At 63.3% G+C, this 23,095-nt stretch carries 21 protein-coding genes; 13 read left to right on the top strand and 8 right to left on the bottom strand.

The genetic code is table 11. From position 1 onward, the window contains the following. Positions 1 to 141 precede the first annotated feature (141 nt). A complete protein-coding gene (locus ASC68_RS02240; RefSeq protein WP_055874107.1) occupies positions 142 to 1,170 on the top strand; it encodes a LacI family DNA-binding transcriptional regulator in 1,029 nt (342 codons plus the stop codon). Between the two features lie 184 nt (positions 1,171 to 1,354). Here the strand turns inward: ASC68_RS02240 and ASC68_RS02235 are convergent, their stop codons facing one another. Then, entirely contained in the window at positions 1,355 to 2,413 is a 1,059-nt protein-coding gene (locus tag ASC68_RS02235; RefSeq protein WP_055874103.1) for a LacI family DNA-binding transcriptional regulator, read from the bottom strand. Positions 2,414 to 2,585: 172 nt separating this feature from the next. Here ASC68_RS02235 and ASC68_RS02230 point away from each other — a divergent pair, with 172 nt between their 5' ends. The 5 genes from ASC68_RS02230 to ASC68_RS02210 all read left to right on the top strand — a co-directional run bounded on the left by ASC68_RS02230 (position 2,586) and on the right by ASC68_RS02210 (position 8,698). After that, positions 2,586 to 3,827 carry a sugar ABC transporter substrate-binding protein gene (locus tag ASC68_RS02230; RefSeq protein ID WP_055874100.1) on the top strand — a complete coding sequence of 414 codons (1,242 nt, stop codon included), beginning with the start codon at positions 2,586 to 2,588 and terminating at the stop codon, positions 3,825 to 3,827. Positions 3,828 to 3,894: 67 nt separating this feature from the next. After that, positions 3,895 to 4,773, top strand: a complete 879-nt coding sequence (locus tag ASC68_RS02225; RefSeq protein ID WP_055874097.1) for a sugar ABC transporter permease — start codon at positions 3,895 to 3,897, stop codon at positions 4,771 to 4,773. Further along, entirely contained in the window at positions 4,766 to 5,602 is an 837-nt protein-coding gene (locus ASC68_RS02220) for a carbohydrate ABC transporter permease (RefSeq protein WP_055874093.1), read from the top strand. Before ASC68_RS02225 ends, ASC68_RS02220 begins: the two co-directional genes overlap by 8 nt. Before the next feature lie 13 nt (positions 5,603 to 5,615). Next, positions 5,616 to 7,028, top strand: coding sequence for a NosD domain-containing protein (locus ASC68_RS02215; protein ID WP_197421065.1), 1,413 nt, complete (start codon positions 5,616 to 5,618; stop codon positions 7,026 to 7,028). Beyond that, positions 7,025 to 8,698, top strand: coding sequence for a glycoside hydrolase family 32 protein (locus tag ASC68_RS02210; protein WP_055874086.1), 1,674 nt, complete (start codon positions 7,025 to 7,027; stop codon positions 8,696 to 8,698). Before ASC68_RS02215 ends, ASC68_RS02210 begins: the two co-directional genes overlap by 4 nt. Positions 8,699 to 8,860: 162 nt before the next feature. On the opposite strand, the gene ASC68_RS02205 is transcribed toward ASC68_RS02210, so the two are convergent. The 3 genes from ASC68_RS02205 to ASC68_RS02195 all read right to left on the bottom strand — a co-directional run bounded on the left by ASC68_RS02205 (position 8,861) and on the right by ASC68_RS02195 (position 10,959). Further along, positions 8,861 to 9,703, bottom strand: coding sequence for a catalase family protein (locus ASC68_RS02205; RefSeq protein WP_055874083.1), 843 nt, complete (start codon positions 9,701 to 9,703; stop codon positions 8,861 to 8,863). A 147-nt stretch (positions 9,704 to 9,850) separates the two neighbouring features. Continuing rightward, the gene (locus tag ASC68_RS02200; RefSeq protein ID WP_055874080.1) at positions 9,851 to 10,630 is read right to left on the bottom strand and encodes an SDR family oxidoreductase; all 780 of its coding nucleotides are present in this window, start codon (positions 10,628 to 10,630) and stop codon (positions 9,851 to 9,853) included. Continuing rightward, a complete protein-coding gene (locus ASC68_RS02195) occupies positions 10,627 to 10,959 on the bottom strand; it encodes a nuclear transport factor 2 family protein (RefSeq protein WP_055874069.1) in 333 nt (110 codons plus the stop codon). Before ASC68_RS02195 ends, ASC68_RS02200 begins: the two co-directional genes overlap by 4 nt. Before the next feature lie 142 nt (positions 10,960 to 11,101). Here ASC68_RS02195 and ASC68_RS02190 point away from each other — a divergent pair, with 142 nt between their 5' ends. Further along, positions 11,102 to 12,004, top strand: a complete 903-nt coding sequence (locus ASC68_RS02190) for a LysR substrate-binding domain-containing protein (RefSeq protein ID WP_055874066.1) — start codon at positions 11,102 to 11,104, stop codon at positions 12,002 to 12,004. A 137-nt stretch (positions 12,005 to 12,141) separates the two neighbouring features. Here ASC68_RS02190 and ASC68_RS02185 read toward each other — a convergent pair whose 3' ends face one another. From ASC68_RS02185 to ASC68_RS02170, 4 genes are all read right to left on the bottom strand, one after another. Next, positions 12,142 to 13,662, bottom strand: a complete 1,521-nt coding sequence (locus ASC68_RS02185; protein ID WP_055874062.1) for a YifB family Mg chelatase-like AAA ATPase — start codon at positions 13,660 to 13,662, stop codon at positions 12,142 to 12,144. A 111-nt stretch (positions 13,663 to 13,773) separates the two neighbouring features. Further along, complete coding sequence (locus ASC68_RS02180; RefSeq protein ID WP_055874059.1) at positions 13,774 to 14,730, bottom strand: aldo/keto reductase; 957 nt, start codon at positions 14,728 to 14,730, stop codon at positions 13,774 to 13,776. 12 nt (positions 14,731 to 14,742) lie between these two features. Further along, positions 14,743 to 15,735, bottom strand: coding sequence for a LacI family DNA-binding transcriptional regulator (locus ASC68_RS02175; protein WP_244488383.1), 993 nt, complete (start codon positions 15,733 to 15,735; stop codon positions 14,743 to 14,745). 132 nt (positions 15,736 to 15,867) lie between these two features. Further along, on the bottom strand, positions 15,868 to 16,314 hold the full coding sequence (locus ASC68_RS02170; protein ID WP_055874056.1) for a VOC family protein: 447 nt from the start codon (positions 16,312 to 16,314) through the stop codon (positions 15,868 to 15,870). A 412-nt stretch (positions 16,315 to 16,726) separates the two neighbouring features. Here ASC68_RS02170 and ASC68_RS02165 point away from each other — a divergent pair, with 412 nt between their 5' ends. From ASC68_RS02165 to ASC68_RS02140, 6 genes are all read left to right on the top strand, one after another. Continuing rightward, positions 16,727 to 17,593 (top strand): sugar ABC transporter permease, encoded by an 867-nt coding sequence (locus tag ASC68_RS02165; protein WP_244488384.1) that lies wholly within the window; start codon positions 16,727 to 16,729, stop codon positions 17,591 to 17,593. Then, a complete protein-coding gene (locus tag ASC68_RS02160; protein WP_055874050.1) occupies positions 17,590 to 18,507 on the top strand; it encodes a carbohydrate ABC transporter permease in 918 nt (305 codons plus the stop codon). Before ASC68_RS02165 ends, ASC68_RS02160 begins: the two co-directional genes overlap by 4 nt. A gap of 6 nt (positions 18,508 to 18,513) precedes the next feature. Beyond that, complete coding sequence (locus ASC68_RS02155) at positions 18,514 to 19,611, top strand: ATP-binding cassette domain-containing protein (protein WP_055874047.1); 1,098 nt, start codon at positions 18,514 to 18,516, stop codon at positions 19,609 to 19,611. A gap of 287 nt (positions 19,612 to 19,898) precedes the next feature. Next, the gene (locus ASC68_RS02150) at positions 19,899 to 21,146 is read left to right on the top strand and encodes an ABC transporter substrate-binding protein (RefSeq protein ID WP_055874044.1); all 1,248 of its coding nucleotides are present in this window, start codon (positions 19,899 to 19,901) and stop codon (positions 21,144 to 21,146) included. Between the two features lie 230 nt (positions 21,147 to 21,376). Continuing rightward, positions 21,377 to 21,844, top strand: coding sequence for a VOC family protein (locus ASC68_RS02145; protein WP_055874041.1), 468 nt, complete (start codon positions 21,377 to 21,379; stop codon positions 21,842 to 21,844). A 127-nt stretch (positions 21,845 to 21,971) separates the two neighbouring features. Beyond that, positions 21,972 to 22,868 carry an NAD(P)-dependent oxidoreductase gene (locus ASC68_RS02140; RefSeq protein ID WP_055875919.1) on the top strand — a complete coding sequence of 299 codons (897 nt, stop codon included), beginning with the start codon at positions 21,972 to 21,974 and terminating at the stop codon, positions 22,866 to 22,868. The last annotated feature ends 227 nt before the right edge of the window (positions 22,869 to 23,095 follow it).

The following is a 23,095-nucleotide window of genomic DNA, read 5'->3' as shown; positions in this document are numbered from 1 at the left end:
CGTTCGAACGACAATACAACGGGCTGTTTCTACGGAAGGGAGTGGACTTGCGGGTGAAGGATAAGGCGGCATCGGCAGCGGAACCTCGCCGTTTGCCGAGAATCCAACAGTTCTGCTATCGACAGCTGAAGGGAGCGTGACATGAACAAAATCGAGCGAAATCGGCCTGGCCAAACCAACGGAAAGCCGAAGCGCGTCACTATCCTGCAGGTAGCCGCAGATGCCGGCGTTTCGTTCGCAGCCGTCTCGAAGGTGTTGCGCAACGCCTATGGGGTGAGCGAGTCGCTTCGCGAGCGGGTGAACGCGTCGATAAAGAAACTCGGCTACACCCCCAACACCGCCGCCCGCGGGTTGCGCGGACGCTCATTCGTCGTCGGCGTGGTCTTTCCCGATATGCGCAATCCCTTCCTCGCCGACATCTTTGCCGGCATCAGTGCGGGATTCGAGCGCACCCCCTACCAGGCGGTGCAAGGCATCGCCTCCCAATCAAACGAGCGCGACCTCACCCAGGCGATGATCGACATGCAGATGGATGGGCTCATACTCGTTTCGAGCAGCCTGTCCCCCGAACAGCTCACCGACCTCGGCAGCCGTATTCCAGCTGTCGCCATCGGCAATCGGCCTCTCGTCGAGACCACCTTCGACACCGTAAACAACAATGACGAGCAAAGCGGACGATTGGTCGTGCAGCATCTGGCAAAGCAGGGCGCCGAGCGCATCGCCATGCTGAGCCTTGAACATCCCACAGCGATGCGGATGCGCGAAAGTGGCTACCGGCACGAGATGGAGGCTCAGGGGCTCTCCGCCTACATCAATATCGCCCGCACCGAACAGACCCCAAGAGGGATATATGGCGGCATGGAGAAGCTGCTCGAGAGCCGGCCACAGGCCCTCTTCTGCTGGTGCGATGCCGTGGCCTTCGAAGCGATCAGCCACGCGCGGTCAAATGGGCTTCGCGTTCCGGAGGACCTGGCCATCGTCGGCCACGACAACACCGTCTACTGCGCACTCGATCAAAACAGCCTGACGAGTGTCGATCAGTCGGGCGAGCAGATCGGCACGCATGCTGCGAGGTTGCTCGTCGAAAGGTTCGAGGGGCGGATCGAAACCGAACAGATTCTACTGCAGCCTCGGTTGGTTGTACGTCGCAGCAGCACCCTTGACGGATGAACGGGCACATTGGCTCAAACCGACGTAACTCGCGGCTCCTTGGCTGGACGAGGAGGTCCGCTCTGGGCCAAATTGCAACTGACGCAACCTCAGCAGGTTATGTGAATGCCGCCATCGGCGCTTTGCAGAAGACCGGGGGAGGCAAGGGTTCGAGAAAGCCAGACTCGGTCAGCCGATGCTGTGCTCAACCACCAGTGCCTGCCGCGTCAGCGATCTGCATCTCGCTGGCCTGGGCGCTGGATCGCCGCGCCACCACCAGGCATTTGAGGATCCGCCGTTCGGTTTCGCTGCCCTTGTCGTGCACCAGCTGATCCAGCATGTCGGCCCCCTGCCAGCCCAGGTCGTAATAGGGTAGGGCCACCGTGGTCAGCTCCGGTTTGAGGCCGAGCGACACCGTGCGGAAATCGTCAAAGCCGACAATGGTGAGGTCATCGGGGATGCGCAGGCCGAGCGATAGCGCGGCCAGATAGGCCTGCAGCGCCATCTCATCATTGCCGCAGACCAGCGCCGTCGGGCGATCGGGCATCGACAGGATATCGAGGGCCTCCCGATAGACGTAGTTGGTCTCGCGACCGACCGGCCCCTCCATGCCCAGCCGGATGACCAGATCGCTTTCAGCGATGCCAGCTGCCTGTGCCGCAGCAAGGAAGGCATCGAGTCGCTGATTGGCGCCCAGCAGCAGGGGGTTCAGCCGGATGTAGCCGATGCGGCGATGTCCAAGCGCGATCAGGTGCTCCGTGAGGGCATAGGACCCGCCGAAATCATCCGGCTCGATCGATGGATAGACATAGCCGTCTTCGGGATGCGAGTTGACCAGCACGGTCGGGATCGACACCTCGCCTGCCGCCGGCACCACGACACGGTGATACATCGCGACATAGAGCACGCCGTCGATGCGGTGCGCCTTGAAGGTGCGCCAGACATTGGCTTCCCGCGCCTGGTCGCCATCGGTGTTGGCAAGCAGCACCGTGCGGCCATTGGCGCCGGCCCAATCCTGCACGCCTCGGACGATATCGCCCGAGTACGGCGTCGTCGAAATGAAGTCGGTGATGATGCCGATGATGTTGGTGCGGTTCGAGCGGATGCTGCGCGCCGCGAGGTTCGGGATGTAGCCGAGATCGGCAATTGCCAGCTGCACCTTCTCGATCGTGTCGGCGGTGACGTTCGGCTCGCCGTTGACCACGCGGGACACGGTCTTGTCCGAGACGCCGGCCACCCGAGCGACATCCTTGATGCTGACCATTCGTTCTCCCCCACAACCACCGGCAACTCTAACGGCGCGGCAAGTGAGCCGCAACCGACAACGTCGACATTCGCGATGTCGACGATGTCATTTCAATTGACGACGTCGACATCGCCGAATATGGTCCGGCTGCTCCGGGTCGTTGTCCGTGAGCCGAAATTGAGGAGGGGACATGAACAAGACGCTATTCAGCGCGCTCGCCGCGCTTTGCCTCGCAACTTCCGCGGCGCAGGCCGAAGCCATCACCGTACTGGTTGAAGGTGGCGGCCATTCGCTGCAGCAGGCTGCTGCCGATGCCTTCACCAAGGAAACCGGCATTGAGGTCAACTTCGTCGAGGTGCCCTATCAGGGGGTGTTCGACAAGCTGACCGCCGAGATCGCTTCGGGGACCTCGAATTACGACGTGGCGACCATCGACGTGGTCTGGAACGCCGCCTTCGCCTCGCATGTCGAGGATCTGAGCGACCTGTTCACCGATGCCGTGAAGGCCGACATTCCGCCGGCCCTGCTCGCCGACGCCACTGTCGGCGGCAAGCTGATCGCCATGCCCGCCTGGGCCAACGCCGAGATCGTCTTCTATAGGAAGGACCTGTGGGAAGACCCAGCCAACCAGGCGGCCTTCAAAGCGCAGTATGGCTACGACCTCGTTCCACCGGCCAACTGGCAGCAGTGGCGCGACATGGCCAAGTTCTTCACCAAGGACGGCATGTTCGGCACCGACGTGATCGGCGCGACCTCCGAAGAGTGGATGGCCGAGGTGCTGCAGGCCGGCTCGCCGGGGGTGATCCTCGATGACGCGGGTCAGGTCATCCTCGACAACCAGGCCCATATCGACGCGCTTCAGAATTACCGGGCGCCGCTCTGCGAAGACAAATCAGCGCCCGACAATGCGCTCGAAATCAACTGGGGCGAGGCGCAGAACCTGTTCTACCAGGGCCAGATCGCCATGATGAAGTTCTGGGCCCACGCCTACAAGATGACGCCGGAAGACAGCAAGATCGCCGGCAAGGTCGGCGTCGCGCCGATGATCGGTGGTTCGGCCGGCGTCGCCGGCATCCCCGGCCCCTGGTATAACGTCATTCCATCGACCTCCCAGCATAAGGACGCGGCGCGGCAGTTCATCGCTTTTGCCATCGCCCACAACGCGCTGGGCATTGAAGCGCCACTCGGGCTCGCTGCCACCAACTCGGCCTATGCCAGCTACACCGACAAGCCCGGTTACGAGCATTTCGGGCCGCTGCTGGCGACGCTTTCGGCGCCGGCAAGCAAGGGCCGGCCGATCAACGAGCACTACCAGGAACTGGTCGATGAAGCCGTGATGCCCGCCTTCCAGGGCGCCCTCGAATGCGAGGACAATGTCGCGCAACTGCTGCAGGATGCGGCAGCCACCGCGCGCGACATCCTCGGCCAATAAACTCCAGCAGCTTGCGGGACCGAGGCGGCGATCTGCCTTGGTCCCAGTTGATCAACGGGGAGGGAGCATGACCGAACGCAGGTTCGTGCTGCTTATGCTGATGCCGGCCATGCTGTTCCTGGGGCTCCTTGTGGTCTATCCGGTGGCGCTGCTGGTCTACAATTCGTTCTTCGACGTCAAACTGATCGATCCAGCGAGCCGCGTCTTCGTGGGGTTGGCGAACTATGTCGAGGCGCTGACGTCCAGACGGATTCTCGAATCCGCCACGAGGACGCTCAAATACTCGGCCTTCGCGCTGTTCTCCGAGCTGGTGTTCGGCCTCGGCGCGGCACTGCTGTTTGCCGCGATCGCCAGGCATTCGCATTGGCACCGCACCATTTTCGCCCTGCCGCTGATGATCTCGCCGATCGTCGCCGGCCTGCTGTGGCGATTTCTCCTCGTCGGCAATATCGGCATCCTCAACTACGGGCTCGCCGCACTCGGCATCATCCCTGACCCCGGCGCCATCAAGTGGCTGTCCGACACCGACATCGTGATCTACTCGGTGGCGGCCGCCGATATCTGGCTGACCACCTCGTTTGTCGCGCTGGTCAGCTATGCCGGCCTGATGAACATCCCGCGCGATGTGCTCGAGGCGGCGCGGATCGACGGCACCAACGCCATCAACCGGTTCTGGTACATCACCCTGCCGATGCTGCGCCCGGTGCTGGCGGTGGTTGTGGTGGTCCGCGGCATCGATGCCCTCAAGACCTTCGATCTGATCTGGATCCAGACCCAGGGCGGGCCGCGCCAGCAGAGCGAGGTGCTGTCGATGAACATCTATCAGCGGATGGTGCGCTATGGCGATCTCGGCCAGGCCTCGGCCACCGCGACGCTGTTTCTGCTGGTGATGATCGGTATCGCCGGCCTCGCCTACTGGAAGATCTGGAGAGCCGACCGTGGCTGATCGCGCCCCCTATGATCTCGGCAAGCTCATCATCCATGCGGTGGCGCTGCTGCTGGTGCTGTCCTATGCGCTGCCCTACCTCTACCTCGTCTCGACGGCGCTGAAGCCGGCGGTCGACGTCCAGCAGATCCCGCCATCCTTCCTCCCGCAGCGGCTGTCCCTCGAGAATTTCACCAGCGTCATCGGGACCGTCGGGCTGCCGGAAGCGTTCCTGAACTCCGCCATCGTCGCGGTGCTGACGACGCTGCTGTCGTTGCTCATCGCGGTTCCCGCCGCCTATGTCTCGGCGCTCTACCGCCGGCGGCTCACCATGCTCTTCATGCTGTTTGCGCTGATCACCCGCATGGTGCCGGCGGTGTCGCTGGGCGTGCCGCTGTTCCAGATCATGAAGACGCTGGGCTTGCTGGACACCACCATCGGTCTCGTCCTCGCTCACACCTCCACCGCTGTTCCCCTTGCCATGCTGCTGATGGCGGCCTTCTTCGAAGGCGTGCCGAAGGAGCTGGAGGAAGCGGCCCGGGTGGATGGCTGCACCCGTTTTGGCGCCTTCTGGCACATCGTCCTGCCGGTGATGCCGAGCGGCCTCGCCATCACCGCGCTGTTCAGCTTCATCGCCAGCTGGAACGAGTTTCTCTACGCTCTGCTGCTGACCTCCGAGAGCAGCAAGACGGCGCCGATCGTCATCGCGGAGTTCAACTCCGTCTATGGCCTCGCCTGGGGGCCGATGACCGCCGCCGCCGTCCTCTATTCCCTCCCCGTCATCCTCGTCACCCTCGTCCTGCAAAAGCAGATTGTCGGCGGGCTGACCTTCGGCGCCGTGAAAGGCTAGTCCCGTGGCAAGCATCGAACTCGACAAGCTCAGCAGGGGCCATGGCGGGCCCAGCGCTAACGTCTACAGCGTTACCGAGTGGCCAGCCGGCAATCCGCACGACGATATCGGAGCGGTGATCAACAGCATCATCGCCGATATCAAGCGGCGGCAGGCGGCGCCCGATGTCAACGACGGTGGCAAGCCCGGTGCAGTGATCTACATCCCGCCCGGCGATTTCCGGCTGCGCACGCAAGTCCGCATCGACATCAGCTTTCTGCGGATCGTCGGATCGGGGCACGGCTTCACCTCGTCCAGCATCCGTTTCAACACGCCGATGCGTGAGCTGGAGCAGTGGCACGAAGTCTGGCCCGGCGGCAGCCGCGTCCTCGTCGATCTCGTCGGGCCGGCCGGCGACGGAGCTGCCGGTGCGGCATTCCTGGTGCAGCGCGCCGGCAATCCTCGCATCAGTTCGGTCGAGTTTGCCGATTTCTGCATTGATGGCCTGCATTTCACCGACGCCTCGAACGGCGACGCGGAGAATTCCTACCGCAACGGCAAGACCGGCATTCACATCGCCAGCGCCAGTGACTCGTTTCGCATCACCGGCATGGGGCTGGTCTACCTGGAGCATGGCGTCGTCTCCCATCATGCTGACGCCTCGACCATCGACAACAACTTCATCGCCGAATGCGGCAACTGCATCGAGCTCAGGGGCATGGGGCAGGCCTCGAAAATCTCCAACAACCTGATCGGCGCGGGCTACAACGGACACTCGATCTACGCCGAGAATTTCGGTGGCCTGCTGGTCTCCGGCAACAACGTCTTCCCCCGCGGGCGGAGCAGCATCGCGTTCTCGGGAGTCGTCCGCTCGTCCATTACCGGCAACCGGCTGCACTCATTCTACCCCGGCATGCTCGTCCTCTCCGGCAATTGCTCCGAGAACCTCATTGCCTCAAATCACTTGCTGCGCGATCACGAGCCCTGGGCCCCGATGACCCGCTACGACAATGGGCTGGATGACCAGTTCGGCCTGCTGCATCTGAGCGGCGACAACAATTCGGTCATCGCCAACCATATCTCGGCCTCGATCGACACCCGGTTCCTGAAGCCCGCCAACGAGAAACCGGTGATTATCCGCATCGTCTCGGGCACCGGCAACTATGTCGCCAACAACCACATCGTGGCGACGACCGAGCGGGCCACGGCCAACGACGCGCCCAACAGCGACTGCTTTGCGACGCAGGTCGAGGCCATTCTCTCAACCGGGAACCTGACGGCCCTCGAGGTGGTCGCCGTGCAGGTCGAACCGGCCTCCACCGGGAACACCATCCTCGATTCCGGCAGCGACATTGAGGTGCTGATCGATAAGTCGGTGAACGCCTTTCGCGGCACGCCCGTGCCGGGGCAGGCCCGAGCGCAAGACAGCTCTCGGATCGACAGTTGAAATCCTCCCTCAGCCTCCCTGCCGGCTACCGGCTCGAATTCTGGGCGCGCGGGCCGGGGTCGATCCGCATTTCTGAGGCCGATGCCGTGCTGTGGCAGGTCCCGGCATTCTCCGGTCACGTGGATTTCTTCGGTTACCAGCACCGCGAGGCCGGCAGCGTCACCGTCGAATGGCAGAGGCCCGAGGCGATCCTCTGGGCTTATGGCTACGATCCGGCTGATGTCGCCGAGGCCGGCATCACCCTCTGGGAGTTCGACGACGCCGGGCTGACGCTCAGCACCAAGGCTGAGATCGGTGCCTCGATGCGGTCCGATCCGGCGCGGCCGGCAATGCATTTCTCGCCACCCCGCCAGTGGATGAACGATCCGAACGGCCTCTGCAAGATCGGCGAGACCTGGCACCTGTTCTACCAGTTTCACCCTGCAAGCACCGAGTGGGGCCCGATGCACTGGGGGCACGCGGTCAGCACCGACCTGTTCAACTGGACCCACCTGCCGGTGTTCCTCCACCCCGAGCAGAACCTCTGGCGGCTCGGAGCCAGCGGCGGCGCCTTTTCCGGCTCGGCATTTGCCGACCGCGACGGCAGCCGCATATTCTTCTATACCGAGCGCCTGCCGGCCTATGACCTGTTCCAGGGCTATCGCGAGGTGCAGAAGCTGGCCCGGCCGGGGCGGGATGTGCTGCACGCCACCGGCTCCGAGACGGTGCTTACACTGCGCCCCGATGGCGTCGAGCACGATTTCCGCGACCCCAAGGTCTGGTGGGACGAGGCGGCAGGCGCCTACCGCATGGTGCTGGGTGCGGCGCTCTACGGCGACCCCGCCGTGCTGCTCTATGGTTCGGACAACCTCAGCGACTGGACCTATCTGGGCCCGCTCTATCGGGCGCCGGCGCACTACCGGGAAAACGGCGCCCGGGCGGTCGAGTGCCCCGACTTCTTCCCGCTAAATGGCAAGTGGGTGATGGTCATGGGCTTTGTCGGCTATACCGAACCGGCGACTGGCCGTCATAACCTGTTGTTCGCCCGGGTTGGTGAGTTCAAGGGCGATCGTTTCGTGCCTGATGCCGACGACTTGCAGGTCCTCGACTTCGGCACCGACTTTTACGCCATGCAGAGTTTTGAGGCCGAGGGCCGACAGATCGCCTTGGCCTGGCTGTTCAACTGGGAATCCCGCAAGCCTGCCGGCTCGCCCTATTCGGGCGAGATGTCGCTGCCGCGCGAACTCAGCCTCGATGGCTCCGGGCGGCTGTGCATGCACCCGGTGACCGAGCTGGATAGCGCCTGGCAGGCTCATCCCCTGGCCCAGGAGCCGGATGGGAGCGTCCTGCTGCGGGACGCGCCGTTCGAGCTCCGCCTGGATGGCAACCTCGACGGCACCAGCATCGTCGCGACGGAGAGCGGCGCCCTCTGCTTCGAGCTATCGGTATCGGGCGGTCGCCTTGCGGTTCGACTGGCTGGGGATGACGGGAAGATCCGCTACCAGGCCAGGTGTGGGTCGGCCACCGATCTCCGCATCGTCTACGACCGCGGCATCGTTGAGATCTTCGCCGACTACGGGGCCGTCTGCGGCACGCGGCGCGGCTACACCAACATCGCCCCGGACCGGGTTGAGGTGATATCCGCCGCCCGGTTCACCGTGTCCGAGCGGCGAGCGGTTCAACTACCCTGAGCCAAGGGCAGCTGTGGCCTACCGCCCTCATCCCGCACGAACGCGCCAGACGACCCCGGACGGCTCGTCTAGACTGCTTGGCTGCGCTCTCCGGGACTCCAATCGTCCTTTCGACCGAGCTCGCCCACTGGCAGAGCCAGGCTCCCGGCTAGAACCCTCATTTCAGGCCGGCAGGTCGCTGAGCGAGCGCGGTTCAGCCGCCTCGACATTGTTCACGCTATGGCGGAAGTCGCTCGAGGCTGGATATGCCGGTCTGCGGGACCGCATGATCGCTCCGAGTGGCCGATGCGCCTCCAGGGCGTGCCAGGGCGCATAGGACATCACATCATCGGCGTAGATGCGGCGCGCGTCACTCGCGGCGTTCTGCGGTGCAAGGTGAAGGGTCGCCACCGTCTGATGAGGCGAGAGGTCCTCGCGCCATAGCACCGAGGCATCCTCGATCGGCATCCGGCCGATGTCCGCGCACAACTGCACGCGCAGGGCGAAGTCAGCCGAGTTGTGCGCGAAGAACTCCTCCAGCAAGTCGCGGACCGGCGAACTGGGCCGGCCAGCGTGATCGACTTCATGGCCCGTCAAAGCACGCACATTGTCGGAAAGCGGTGTCACGCTAAACTTGCCGACATAGTCCCCGAATCGCAGAGCGGCCATCGAGTGGAAGGTCTCGCCGAGCGGATGGGCATTCTCCGGTGAAAGGATCTCGACCGGCGCCGGCAATGGGCGGCCCAGCGCCTTGAGCACCCTGGCGGCCAGACGCGCCTTCCTGCCGATCGAGGCAAGCTCATCGTCCGTCTTGGTCGGCTGCTGCTCGAGCGCCTTCTGCAGCTTGAAGTACTCGCTGACGGTTCCGAACGGCAGGGTTGGTGAGTTGACGAGGAGGAAATCCTGCGTGTCCAGACCATCCCCGATCGCGCGCTGGCCTTCCACGCCGAGTACCTTGATGGCCATGCCGAAGTGAGCGAGCAGCCAGTCGGGCCGGATGTCCCCGGGACCGAGATTGGTAGCCACTCGGGTTCAATGACATTGATGCGCATCGTTCTCGGCTTCCCGTGGAAGCGCTCTTAGGCGCGGGGCTCGGGAAGGGCGACCGTGAGGCTTCACCTCACGGCGTAGTGGTAACGGTAGTTGATAATTCAGAGTCTGCGTATCGGCTGACTACGTTGTCGGAACAGTCCCGCCGTCGATCACATGCTCGGTCCCGGTTATGGACGTTGCGCGATCCGACGCCAGAAATGCGATCAGGTCGGCAACCTCTTTCGGCTCGGCCGGTCGTCCCAGCGGGATACCGCCGAGCGAGTTCATAATCACCTGCACTGCCTCGTCATAGCCGATGCCGGCTTCTTCGGCGATGCGGAGTGCGAGACCACTGGCGTTCGGGCTGGAGATCCAGCCGGGCGAAACCCGTACCACTCGCACGCCCTTGGGCGAGACTTCCTTGGAAAGGCTCTTGCTATAGGTATTGAGCGCAGCCTTGGCCGACGCGTAGGCCGTCGTCGCCTCCGGTAGCGGCAGGCGGTTCTGGATCGAGGTCACATGGATGACGACGCCACTGCCCTGGGCGATCATGCCGGGGATCAGAGCGCGATCGAGCCTGACAGCGGGAAAGAAGTTGAGGTCGAACTCCTTGTTCCATTCAACATCGTCCAACGCGACGAAACCACCCGATGGCGCGGACGAGCCACCCAGAACGTTGACGAGGATGTCGAGCCCACCAAGCTCACCATCCACCGCATCGATGACAGCCTTTACCCCGGCTTGGGTGGTCAGATCGGCGGCGACGAACGCTTCACCGTCAAGATCCGCCGGCTCGTGTCGCGCTGTTGTCAGAACGTGCGCGCCTAGCTCCCGGAAGAGCGCCACCGTTGCGGCGCCGGCGCCCAAAGTACCCCCGGTGATAAGCGCCCGTCGCCCCTGCAATGTGAGGAACGGGGTCATACCGTGATTTCCAGCTCAGCAACCTTGTCCCCGGCGAGGACGAAGAAGTACTTCAGATCGACCGGGCTGCCGGGGAAGTCACCGGCGACATGAGCCATCACCTGGATCTTGTCGTTCTGAGTGGTGATGAAGAACGGCTCGATGGTGGTGGGACCGAATTTTCCGCTGTAATCGATCTTCCACTGTCGGATGGCTTCGTGGCCGACGATGGTTTCGCCGACATCCTTGACCTTGGCGTTTTCGGTGAAGGAAGCGGCGAGTTCGTCAGGGCCGCCGTCACGGTCGGCAGCAAAATAGGCCTTAATGGCCCTAGGCAGCTTAACAGTCATTTTCAGCTCTCCAGCTCGGTCTGTGCAGCCTTGCCGGCTGCGAGGCCGATCCCCTTTTGGGCCCGGCGGGGATAATCTAGGGCTGGACGAATGCCCCGATAACAGGGACAAATAGGGATGAGGAATTTCGAAAATCGGGACAATGACGCGATCTGTGCTTGCCGACCTCGACGCCGTTCTCGGCATTGCCCGCCAAGGCTCCTTTAGAGCCGCAGCGCTTGAGCTCGGCATGTCCACGACGGCCCTGAGCAATGCCATCGCCAAGCTTGAACAGCGCCTCGGCATTCGCCTGTTCAACCGAACGACGCGCAGCGTTTCGCTCACCGACGCGGGGAAGACTTTTGTCGAGCGGGTTGGGCCCGCGATGACAGATATCCACGACGCCATGCTGGCCGCTCAGTCGCTCCAGGAGACGCCGACCGGTACCTTGCGCATCAATGCATTTGCGTCGGCCGCCAGAGAAGTGATGGCACCCCTCATCCTATTGTTCCTGCGGCAATATCCTCGGGTGCATATCGATCTGGTTACCGAGGGACGACTGGTAGATATAGTTGCGGCCGGCTTCGACTTGGGCCTGAGGCCAGCAGATTTAGTGCCCAGCGACATGATAGCCTTGCCGCTCGGCCGAGAGCGCAGCAACGCTGTCGTCGCGTCACCAGACTTTCTCCGGACACATGGCAGGCCATTGGTCCCGGCGGACCTCTATCGGTTCAGGTGCATCCGTTCGCGTCTTCCCAATAACGCCCTGTTTCGGTGGCGATTTGAAAAGGATGGGAGCGCGGTTCAGATCGACGTGCAGGGCGCAATTACCCTCGACGAGTCGAGCCTTGTTAAGATAGCCGCGCAGAATGGTATTGGGCTGGGCTATGTGATGGAAGCGGACGTGCGCGATGACATTGGGGCCGGGCGCTTGGTGCGCGTCCTCGAGGATTGGACCCCTCCGTTGGCTCCGCTGGCGCTGTATTATCCGGGCCGAAAGAATCCTCCCGCAGCCTTCAGCGCCTTCATGCGTGCCGCGAGAGAGTTCGCATCCGCCAATAGTTAGTCGCTCCTGGAGCAATGGCCGCTTCGGGCCAGAAGCGGCCGTGCCGCCAGCGAAACAGCCCTCGCGCGATCGCCGGGTCGTAGCGGCTGCTGGCTAGGGCAGGTCCGACAGCGCCAGGTTACCGTGATGCGCTCAACCTATCCCAAGGCCAGGTTCAGCCGATAGCTCAACGCCTCGGCCAGATGCGGGCGGGTAACCTTGTCGGCGCCGGCGAGGTCGGCGAGGGTGCGCGCCACTTTCAGCACCCGGTGGTAGGCGCGGGCCGAGAGGTTGAAGCGCTCCGAGGCCTGCAGCAGCAAGGTCTGGCTGTCCTTGTCGGGATTGACCAGCTTTTCGATCAGCGACGGGCCGGCGGCGGCGTTGGTGAAGACATCGGGGTGGCCGGCTTCGATGTAGCGCCGGCGCTGCCGCTCGCGCGCCGTTTCGACGCGGGCGGCGACGGCGGCTGAGGGTTCGGCCGTCGCCGGGCCGATCATCTCGGCGGCCGAGACAGCGGGCACGTCGATGCGCAGATCGATGCGATCGAGGAACGGCCCGGAGACCCGACCCTGGTAGTCGAGCGCACATTGGTCGCCGCGCTTGCAGACATGGCCGGGTGTGCCGGCGAGCCCGCATTTGCAGGGGTTCATCGCCGCAATCAGCTGGAAGCGGGCAGGAAAGCTGACATGCGCGTTGGCGCGGGCGATCACCGTCTCGCCCGCTTCGAGCGGCTGGCGCAGGCTGTCGAGCACCGAGGGCGAGAACTCCGGCAACTCGTCGAGGAACAGCACGCCGTTATGGGCGAGGCTGGCTTCCCCCGGCCGGACCTTCAGGCCGCCGCCGACCAGCGCCGCCATCGAGGCCGAATGATGCGGGGCGCGGAACGGCCGGCGATCGCTGAGCGCGCCGCCTGCCAGTTCGCCGGCAATCGACTGGATCATCGACACATCGAGCAGTTCGCGCGGGTTGAGCGGCGGCAGGATCGAGGGCAGTCGCGCCGCCAGCATGGATTTGCCGGCGCCGGGCGGGCCGATCATCAAGAGGTTATGGCCGCCCGCCGCCGCGACTTCGAGCGCTCGGCGCGCCACCTGCTGGCCGCGCACTTCGCTGAGATCGGGCAGCCCGGCCGGCTCGGCCCGCCGCCGCGCCACAGGGCGGCTGCAGAGCTGAAAGCCACCGAGATGGTTGACCAGCGCCAACAGCGTTGGTGGCGCGACGATCTCGAGGTCCTCACCGGCCCATGCCGCCTCCGGCCCCGAGGCCTCGGCGCAGATGATCCCCATGTCGCGCGACAGTGCGGCGATCGCTGCCGGCAGCACTCCGGCGGTCGGGGCGAGCTGGCCGTCGAGCCCGAGTTCCCCGAGCGCCAGGTAGCCTTCGAGCGCATCGGACGGGATGGCGCCGATCGCCGCCATCAGCCCGAGCGCAATCGGCAGGTCGTAATGGCTGCCCTCCTTGGGCAGGTCCGCCGGGGCGAGGTTCACGGTGATGCGCTTGGGCGGCAGGCTGAGGCCCGAGGCATAGAGCGCCGCCCGCACCCGCTCGCCCGATTCCTTCACCGCCTTGTCCGGCAGCCCGACGAGGAAGAATTTTGGCAGGCCAGGCGCAATCTGCACCTGCACATCCACCGGCACCGCCTCGATCCCCTGAAACGCCACGGTGGCGACCCGCGTGACCATCGTTATGCCCCCAACATCCGCGCGGCACGCTAGCAGGAGGTCTGCGGGCGAAGCAAGAACATTTAGGGAACAGATCGGCGATGACAGGGGTCCCGCTGGCTGCCACAGTGCCTACGGATAGTGGTTGAAGAGATTTCCGGCGTCCGGGATGTGCGCCATGATCGCATCGCTGATATCGGTAAGCTCTTCGAACGCCGTGGCCGGGATTGCCGCCTCGAGTGCCGCCGCGTTGCTTGCCACCTGCTCCCTCGTCCGGCCTCCGGCGACGACCGAATTGACGCCGACCTGACCGAGGATCCAGCGGATCGAGAGGGTCGAAAGCGGCAGGTCGAGCTCGGCGGCGAGCCGCTTCATTTGCTCCACGCCGGCATGCACATGCGGCCAGATGTCAGCCCTGAATGGCAGGATCGAGTGACGCTGGTCACCGGCAATCAGACCCGGATCGCGGCCGAACTTGCCGGTAAGGATCCCATGACCCAGCGGGCTGTAGGCCACCACGGCGATATCGTGGGCGAGGCAGTACGGAATGGCTTCAGCTTCAGCATACCGCCACAGCAGGTTGTAGCCCAGTTGATGGACTTCGATGCTGCCGACCTCAGAAACCTGCTCCATTTGCGCAACGCTGAAGTTGCTCACCCCGACAGCACCGATCTTGCCCTGAGCGCGTGCGGTTTCGAGACCTTCCATGACCGGGCGCATGTCCCTGCCGGCACGGGGCCAGTGAATGTAGTAGAGGTCGATGAAGTCCACACTGAGCCTGTTGAGGCTGCCTTCGACTTCGGCAATTGCGGCGGCTGCCGTCAGGTCATCTGTGTGCGACTTGGATGCGAGAAAGACACTCTCCCGCTTGCCCTCAAGGAACTGGCCGAGCAGAGTTTCCGACCTGCCGTTGCCGTAGCCCGCGGCGGTATCAAAGTGCCGTATTCCCGCCAGATAGGCGGCATGCAGTGCGCCGAGCAGATCGGTGTCCGTCGCGTCTTTAGCGTACCACGAGCCGCCTTGCGCAATCGGCAGCAGGGGCAACGGATTATTGGCGAGCGGGGCAGGGCGGAGGGCGGGCGAGAGCATCGTCACGATCGGTCAGGTACTTTCGCGAATGATGAGCTCGGGATCGATCAAGGTAACCCGCGGCGGCGGTAGTTTCTCGCCAGCGGCGATCAGGTGCATCAGGCGATCGACGGCCATTTGCGAGACGGCCTGGGCGTCGTAGTTCACCGTCGACAGCGGCGGCTCTCCGAATTCGGTGAAGGCGATGTTGTCATAACCCATGATGGCGAGGTCGTCGGGAATGCGCACGCCCTGCTTGTGGCACCAGCGCAGCGCCCCCAACGCCAGCGAGTCGTTGTCGGTCAGCACCGCGGTCGGCCGCTTCGGCCCGTTCATGAGCATGTCGAGCGCGAAATAGCCGTGCCGCGCATAGTGGCCATTGGTCGGCGCGATCAGCTCCGCATCGACGCCGATGCCGGCCTCCAGCAGGGCCTGCTGATAGCCTTCGAGCTTTTCGTCATTGCCATTGGCATGCGAGGCGTCGAGAAAGCCGATCCGCTTGTGGCCCCGGCCGATCAGGTAGCGCGTCGCCTGGTAGCCGCCGCTGCGATCGTTGACGCTTACCCCGTCAATGCCAGCGTCAGGATCGGCAATCAGCAGGACGAGCGGAAAATTGGCGCTGCGTAACGGCCTGAGGTGTTCGAGGTCGCGATGCCGCGCCGGGTAGATCAGGATGCCATCCACCTGGCGGGAGCGGAACATGTCGACGACCCGGATTTCCTCCTCGAGCGTGTTGTTCGAGGTGGCGAACAGCGTGCCGTAACCCCTCTCCGCCAGCGCGATCTCGACCGACTGGGCGGTCTGCGTCAGCGTCGGGTTGAGAATGTCGGTCAGCACCAGGCCAATGGTGCGGGTCGCTCGGCTCACCAGCGACTGCGCCACGTGGTTGGGAACGTAGCGCAGCTCAAGCGCCGCCGACTGGATCTTGTTCCGGGTTTCGACGGGAATTCGCTCGCTGTTGCGCAGCGCCAGAGACACGGTGTTAAGTGAAAACCCGGTGCGCGCAGCAATGTCCCGTAACCGCACGATCCCCTTACCCAAGTTCGGCACCCGATTCTTGCACCGGCGATACTTCGCCCGTCGCTATGCAACACCGATAGCATGCCGGTGTCGCGCTGGTCACCGTGGCTCGATCGTCCATAGGAACGGACATCGCGATCAGGCGATCGCTCCCGTTTCCTGCAGCCGGCGGATCGCCTGAAGCTGCAGGCTGTCCTCGGCCATCTCCATCAGTTCGATCCGGTTGCCGTCCGGGTCTTCCAGCCACGCCTGGCGGTTGCCGTCGATCGCTGTCTTGAGCGGCAACAGCAGCTCGAGCCCAGCGGCCGCCACTTGCGCCAGCGTATCGTCGATGTTCTCAACGGTAAGGCACATATGGTTCATGCCGTTGGCGTTCCAGCCTGGTGCACGATCGTTTTCGGCTCCCGGGAAAACTTCGAGATACTGTGCGTCGGTGATCCGCAGATAGACCAGCCAGACGCTTCCGTCGTCCTTGTGGAGCCGCAGCATCTCGGGAAAGCCGAGCTTGTTGATGTAGTAGTCGAGCGAGCGATCGAGGTCGGTGACCTTGATCGCCACATGGCCGACACCATTGATTCCGTGCATGATTTTTCTCCCCCTCAAGCGACTTTGTCGATCCGGCTGAAACCGATCGTCCGCGCAATTTGTATGAACGCTAATACGAATGGATCATCCAAACCATGGGGCCTGTCAATCAGCATTTCTTCGCCGCCAGACCGCTCTCGTGTCGGCCCTCCAGAGGAACGTACGGATAAGATATTGATATTACTTAATATTCAAGGTGACTATTCCGGCGCATATCGCCAAGTTTCGTCGTACGGCGCGATCGTTCCCACCCGAGGGGACCTGCTCTCCTCAGATTATTGACCATTGACGAGATCGGCAGCGCGTATCTAGATTAGCGATAATACGACCTCAACGGTCAGGGAGGCGCCACCACGGTCCAGAGGCCGGGTGGCGCTGCAGGGAGGGAAGCATGGCCTTTCGGTGGAGCCGAATGTCGCCGCAGCTCGCGCTGACACCGGCGGTGGCGATAACGGTCGTCGCCTTCATCGGTTCGATCCTGTGGACGATCTACGTCTCGTTCACCTCATCAAAGGCCTTTGCGACCTACGGCATCGATTTTTCCGACTGGGCCCGCCAGTACGAACGGCTGTTCAAGGACAAAGGCTGGACCATTGCGCTCAAGAACATGCTGGTGCTCGGCATCGGCAGTTTTCTGGCCATTGTCTTCGGATTCATTCTTGCTGCCCTGATCGATCGCGAGAAGCGCGGCGAGGGCTTTTTCCGGACGGTGTTCCTCTATCCGCTGGCGGTCTCGCTGATCGTCACCGGCGTGGCGTGGCGCTGGATGTTCAACCCCAGCTTCGGCCTGCAGGGTGCGCTGCATTCCATCGGCCTCACCTTCATCAGCTTCGATTGGCTCTCCAAGCCCGAGACCGCCATGTATGGCATCATCCTCGCCTCGGTCTGGCAGGGGGCCGGCTTCTACATGGCGCTGATGCTCTCGGGCCTCAAATCCATCAACACCGAGATCTGGAGCGCTGCCCGTCTCGATGGGGTCAGCTTCTGGCGGCTCTACGCCGAGATCATCATCCCGATGATGAAGTTTACCTTCCTCACCTGCGCAATTCTGCTCTCGCTGGGCGTGGTCAAGGCCTACGACATTGTCGTGGCCATGACCAATGGCGGGCCGGGGCAGGCCACCTGGGTGCCGGGCTACTTCACCATCAACGCCTACTGGGTGAAGTCCAACCTCGCCTATGCCTCCGCCGCCGCCGCTCTGATGCTGGGCATCACGGCGCTGATCTTCCTGCCGCTGGTGCTGCTCACCGCCTGGCGCGAACGGGCGAGGACGTCATGAGCACCGCTCTCCTATCGGGCGACGCCCGCGTCGAGGCCGCGCCGCGGTTCCCCCGCAAGCGTAAGTCAATCTCGGGGCGCTCAATCGCCATCCTGGTTTTCCTGAGCATCTGCGCTGCCTTCTTCTGCGTGCCGCTCTATGTCATCGTCACCACCTCCTTCAAGACGATGGAACAGATCCGCGAAGGCGCGATCTTCTCGCTGCCCTCACCCATCACCTTCGAGCCCTGGGTCAACGCCTGGGATCATGCCTGCTCCGGCATCCGCTGCGAGGGTCTCAAGGTCGGCTTCTGGAACTCGGTGGCGATCCTTTTCCCCAGCCTGGTGCTGTCGCTGACGCTGTCGTCGATCACCGGCTACGCGCTGGCGCTGTGGAAGGTGCGCTGGGCCGGCACCTTCCTTTTCATCCTCTTCATCTGCGCTTTCGTGCCGTTCCAGATCATCATGATCCCGCTCATCATTCTGAGTTCGGGCCTCAAGGTCTACGGCACCATCTGGGGCATCGCCATCATCCACGCGGTGCTCTCCATGCCCTTCCTGACGCTGGTCTTCCGCAACTACTACAAGGGCATTCCGCAGGAGATCATGAGCGCCGCGATGATGGACTCCGGCTCCTTCTGGCGCGTCTTCGGCGAGATCATAGTGCCCATGAGCGGCAACATCTTCATCGTCGTTTTGATCCTGCAGGTCACTTCGATCTGGAACGACTTCCTGCTCGGCCTGACCTTTGGCGGCCTCGGTACCCAGCCGATGAGTGTCGTACTCGCCAATGTGGTCATCACCACCACCGGCGAGGCGGCCTACAACGAGAACATGGCGGCAGCGCTGCTCACCGCCATCCCGCCACTCGTCATCTACTTCATTCTCGGCAAGTTCTTCGTCCAAGGCATCACTGCCGGCGCAATCAAGGGGTAAGCGGGCATGCCACGGGTCATCTTCGAAGACATCATCAAGAGCTACGGAAAGCTGACGGTTCTCAAGAACCTTGATCTGGCCATCGACGACGGCGAGTTCCTCGTGCTGCTCGGCCCCTCGGGTTGCGGCAAGACCACCCTGCTCAATCTGCTGGCTGGGCTGCTCGACGTCACTGCGGGCCGGATTACCATCGGCGACCGCGACGTCACCGACCTCGACCCCAAGGACCGTGGTCTCGCCATGGTCTTCCAGTCCTACGCGCTCTATCCCACCAAGACCGTGCGCGGAAACTTGAAGTTTGGTTTGGCTGCTCACAAGCTGCCGGCTGCCGAGATCGAGCAACGCATCGCCTGGGCCGCCCGCTTGTTACAGATCGAGCCGCTGCTCGATCGCAAGCCGGCCCAACTCTCGGGCGGCCAGCGCCAGCGCGTCGCCATCGGCCGGGCGCTGGTCAAGAAGGTCGGCGTGTTCCTCTTCGACGAACCGCTCTCCAATCTTGATGCCAAGCTGCGCACCGAGATGCGGCTCGAGATCAAAAAGCTCCATGACGAGCTCAGGTCGACCATCGTCTACGTGACGCACGACCAGATCGAGGCCATGACCATGGCGACGCGCATCGCCGTCATGGATGCCGGCGTCATCCAGCAGTTCGGAACGCCCGACGAGATCTACGGCAGCCCGGCAAATCTGTTCGTCGCCGGCTTCATCGGCTCCCCCGCCATGAATCTGCGCCCCGCCACCCTTTCGGTGGCCGGCGGCAAGGTTGCCGCGCGTGCCGCCGGCGTCGACCTCGACGTCAGCCACTATGGTTTTCTCACCTCGCCGCGCGATGGCCAGAGCGTCGTCATCGGCTTGCGCCCGGAACATTTCGGCGAGCCCGACGCGGCCGTGACCGATCCTGCTGGAAATTTCTCGCTCCCCGTCCAGCACAGCGAAAAAACCGGCAGCGACGCCACCGCCTATCTCAAATTCGGCGATGGCCTGATCGCCACCCGTGTCGACCCCGAACAGATCGGCCGCTTCAAGCAGGGCGATACGGTCAACATTTCCTTCCCGCAGGGGAAGCTGCACGTCTTCGACGCCCAGAGCGGGCGCCGACTCTAGGTCGAGCATCGCACCCCGATCTTGCTGAGGGTGGCGGTGATCGATGCGGCGACCCCGCCGAAGGTAATGGGACGCCAATGCCCGGGCTCACCGGCCCGGCCTACCCAGGTTCTCCCGGGTAACGGGCGGACCGCACGCGAGCCTTGGAGGAAGGGGAGCCGTGTCAGCGGCCGTTCTGATGAAGGGCTTGGGCGTGACCGATGGCCGGATCTTCCGGCAGGCCCTGCCGCAAGACAGGGACGTGAAACGTCGACTCGCCGAAGGCGAGCCAAAAGGGAGAGACACGAATGCATATGAAATCATTGGCGACCATGGCGGCCACACTGCTGCTCAGCGCCGCGCCGCTCGCTGCGACCGCCGAAGAATTGATCGTCTATCACGGCTGGTCGTCCAAGGCCGAAGTCGCGGCCCTCAACATCCTCCAGGCTGCCCTTAACGAAAAGGGTCACACCTGGAAGGATCTGGCGATTCCGCACAACTCCGGCGTCAACGTCTCCATCGTCAACATGGTGACTGGTGGCGATCCGCCGAACGCCTTCGTCACCTCCGATCCGCATATCTTCCGCGACCTTGCCGGTCTCGGCCTCGAGCGTGACCTGACCGACTACTACAAGGAAATCGGCGCGGCCGACAATTTCTTCCCGATCGTGCAGGAACTCTCCACGGTCGACGGCAAGATGGTGAAGGTGCCGCTCTTCCTCCACATCGACGGCATGGTCTACTGGAACATGGACGTCGCCAAAAAAGCCGGTGTCGATCCGACAGCCTGGAAGAGCGTCGACGACATGATCGCCGACTTCCCCAAAGTCAAAGCCGCTGGCTTCGTGCCTGCCGCCGTCGGTGGGCAAGCCTTCCAGGTCGGATATCTGTTCCATGCCATGGTCGCTGCCATAGCCGGGCCGGACATCTACGACCGCATCTACTCGGAAACCCCCGACCCGACCGCCTTCGATACGCCCGAAGTGCGCAAGGCCATCGAAGTCGTACGGGCCTTCTCCAACGAAGCCACCCCCGAAAGCGAGAATCGTCCCTGGAACGAGACCACCAATACGGTGATCGCCGGCCAAGCCCTGTTCCACATCATGGGCGACTGGATGAAGGGCGAATGGCTCGCCGCCGGCAAGGTCCCGGGGGTCGACTTCGGCTGTGAAGTCATTCCCGGCGCGCTCGCCGTTCCGGTGACCTCCGACGCCATGGGCATCCTCGGCGGCCAGCCGCCGGAAAAGGACAAGGCCGAACTCGACCTCGTCGCTGCCTTCGTCGACCCGATCGTCTCGGCCAAGGCCAATCAGCAGAAGGGTTCGACCAGCCCGCGTGCCGACGCTCCGACCGAGTTCCGCGATGCTTGCAACCAGGTGGCCATGGACGCCATGAACAAGCCAGACGGCGCAGTGAAGAACCCCTTCAACGTCATCACCGGCGACTGGAACAACGGCATCTGGACGGCAATGTACAACTTCTGGAGTGACAAGAATCAGACGACGGACGATGCCGTCGCTGCCCTCAAGGACGCCTACGACCTGACGTTCAACTGACCGTGGGGGCCGGCGGGGAGAACTCCCAACTCCCTGCCGGTCCTCCCTGTTTCGACCGGCGCTCCGGCGCCCCAAGGTCCGCCGGGCAGCGCGACATCGTCGCGTTCCTCGGCGGATAGGGCACCATCAACGTCAACAGCTGGGCCCCCGGCAGCCGGCGCTTCGCCTATGTGGCCTACCCGATGCGTAAGGCGGCCTGAGCCTCGCGCCCCCAAGATTTGGAGAACAACGTGCAGCCTTTCACCAGCCTCGGTCACTTCAACCTCAAGACCAACGATCTTCAGGCCTCGATCGACTTCTATGCCAAACTCGGCTTTCCCGAATTCCTGCGCCTGACCCAAGCCGACGGCCGCACCTGGATCGTCTACCTGCGCATCACCGATGAGCTCTATATCGAGCTGCTGCCGGGGGGCACCGGCCGCGCCGGTGACCAGCAGGCCGCCGGCCTCAATCACCTCTGCCTGACCACGACGAACATCGAGGACACCGCCGCGCACCTGGCGAGCGTCGGCATTGCTCTCGTTTCGCCGCTTGATCCCACCAGACGCGGTGTGGACGGCAATCGCGGCATGTGGATTGTCGATCCCGACGGCAATCGGATCGAAATCATGGAGATGGCTCCCAGCTGCGATCAGTATGCTGCGATCAACACCTTCCGCGACACGGGCCGGGCCACCACGCTGTCCCGTCCCATCTAGGGCATTTCACCGCTGAAAGCGCTCTAGCAACAGGTTTGGCCGCGGCGTTGCTGGAAGACTACATCATCGTCCGAGTGGGAAGGCCGATCAGCCGATGACCCGCGGGCTGCAGCTGCAAGGAAACCAAGTGAGCAAACGCATAGTATTCACCGGCGGCAGTGGGAAGGCCGGGCGGCATGCCGTTGCCTATCTTCTTGCCCAGGGTCACAGCGTCTTCAACCTGGACCTCAAGCCGCTCGACATCGAGGGCGTCAACACGCTCAACGCCGATCTCACGGACAGCGGCCAGGTGTTCAACGCGCTTTCGATGCATTTCGACTTCGATGGCTTCAGGACCGGAAGGGGGCCAGCCCCGGTCGATGCCGTCGTACACTTCGGTGCCGTTCCCCGTGTGCTCCTGCAGCCCGACAACGAGACGTTCAAGACCAATGTCGTTTCGACGTACAATGTGATCGAGGCTGCGACCAAGCTCGGGATCAGGAAGATCGTCATCGCTTCAAGCGAGACCACCTATGGCGTATGCTTTGCAGAAGGCGACCGGGACTACCACTCGTTCCCGCTCGAGGAAGACTACGACATCGACCCGATGGACAGCTATGGCCTTTCCAAGCTGGTCAACGAGAAGACCGCGCGCGCCTTTGCCGCGCGCACCGGCGCCGACATCTACGCCCTGCGCATCGGCAACGTGATGTCGCCAGAGGACTACGCGAACTTCCCCGGTTATCTCGCCAATCCACCATCGCGCAAACGCAATGCCTGGAGCTATATCGACGCGCGCGACCTCGGCCAGATCGTCGATCTCTGCATTGGCAAGGATGGGCTGGGGTTTCAGGTCTTCAACGCGGTCAATGACGAGATCGTCGCCAACGAGCCGACCGAGACCATATTGCGCAAATACGCGCCGAACACGCCGATCACACGCCCGATGGGCGAGCGCGAAGCCCCCCTCTCGAACCGCAAGATCCGCACCATTCTCGGGTTCAAGGAACAGCACAACTGGCGCAAGTATCTCCCAAGTGCCTGAACCGCCCAGGTGCCAGATCACCAGGCGGTCCTGCCCTCATGGGAGACGCCAGCGGCTGGGCGGGCTAGCGGCGCCCTGACGCACACTCAAGCCAGTATTGTAATCTGCCTAGAGTGGCGTCGACCGACTATCAGTACGCAGCGCTTGCCATGGACGTCTGTCTGCGGTCGGCGGGCTACTAGGAGGCGCTCCATTTCAGCCGGCTGTGCAGACTGGCCGCAGCAGGT

Source organism: Devosia sp. Root105 (genome assembly GCF_001424865.1).
Classification (GTDB): domain Bacteria; phylum Pseudomonadota; class Alphaproteobacteria; order Rhizobiales; family Devosiaceae; genus Devosia_A.
Note: the sequence above shows the minus strand (reverse complement) of the source record. Positions and strands in the feature narration are given on the sequence as shown.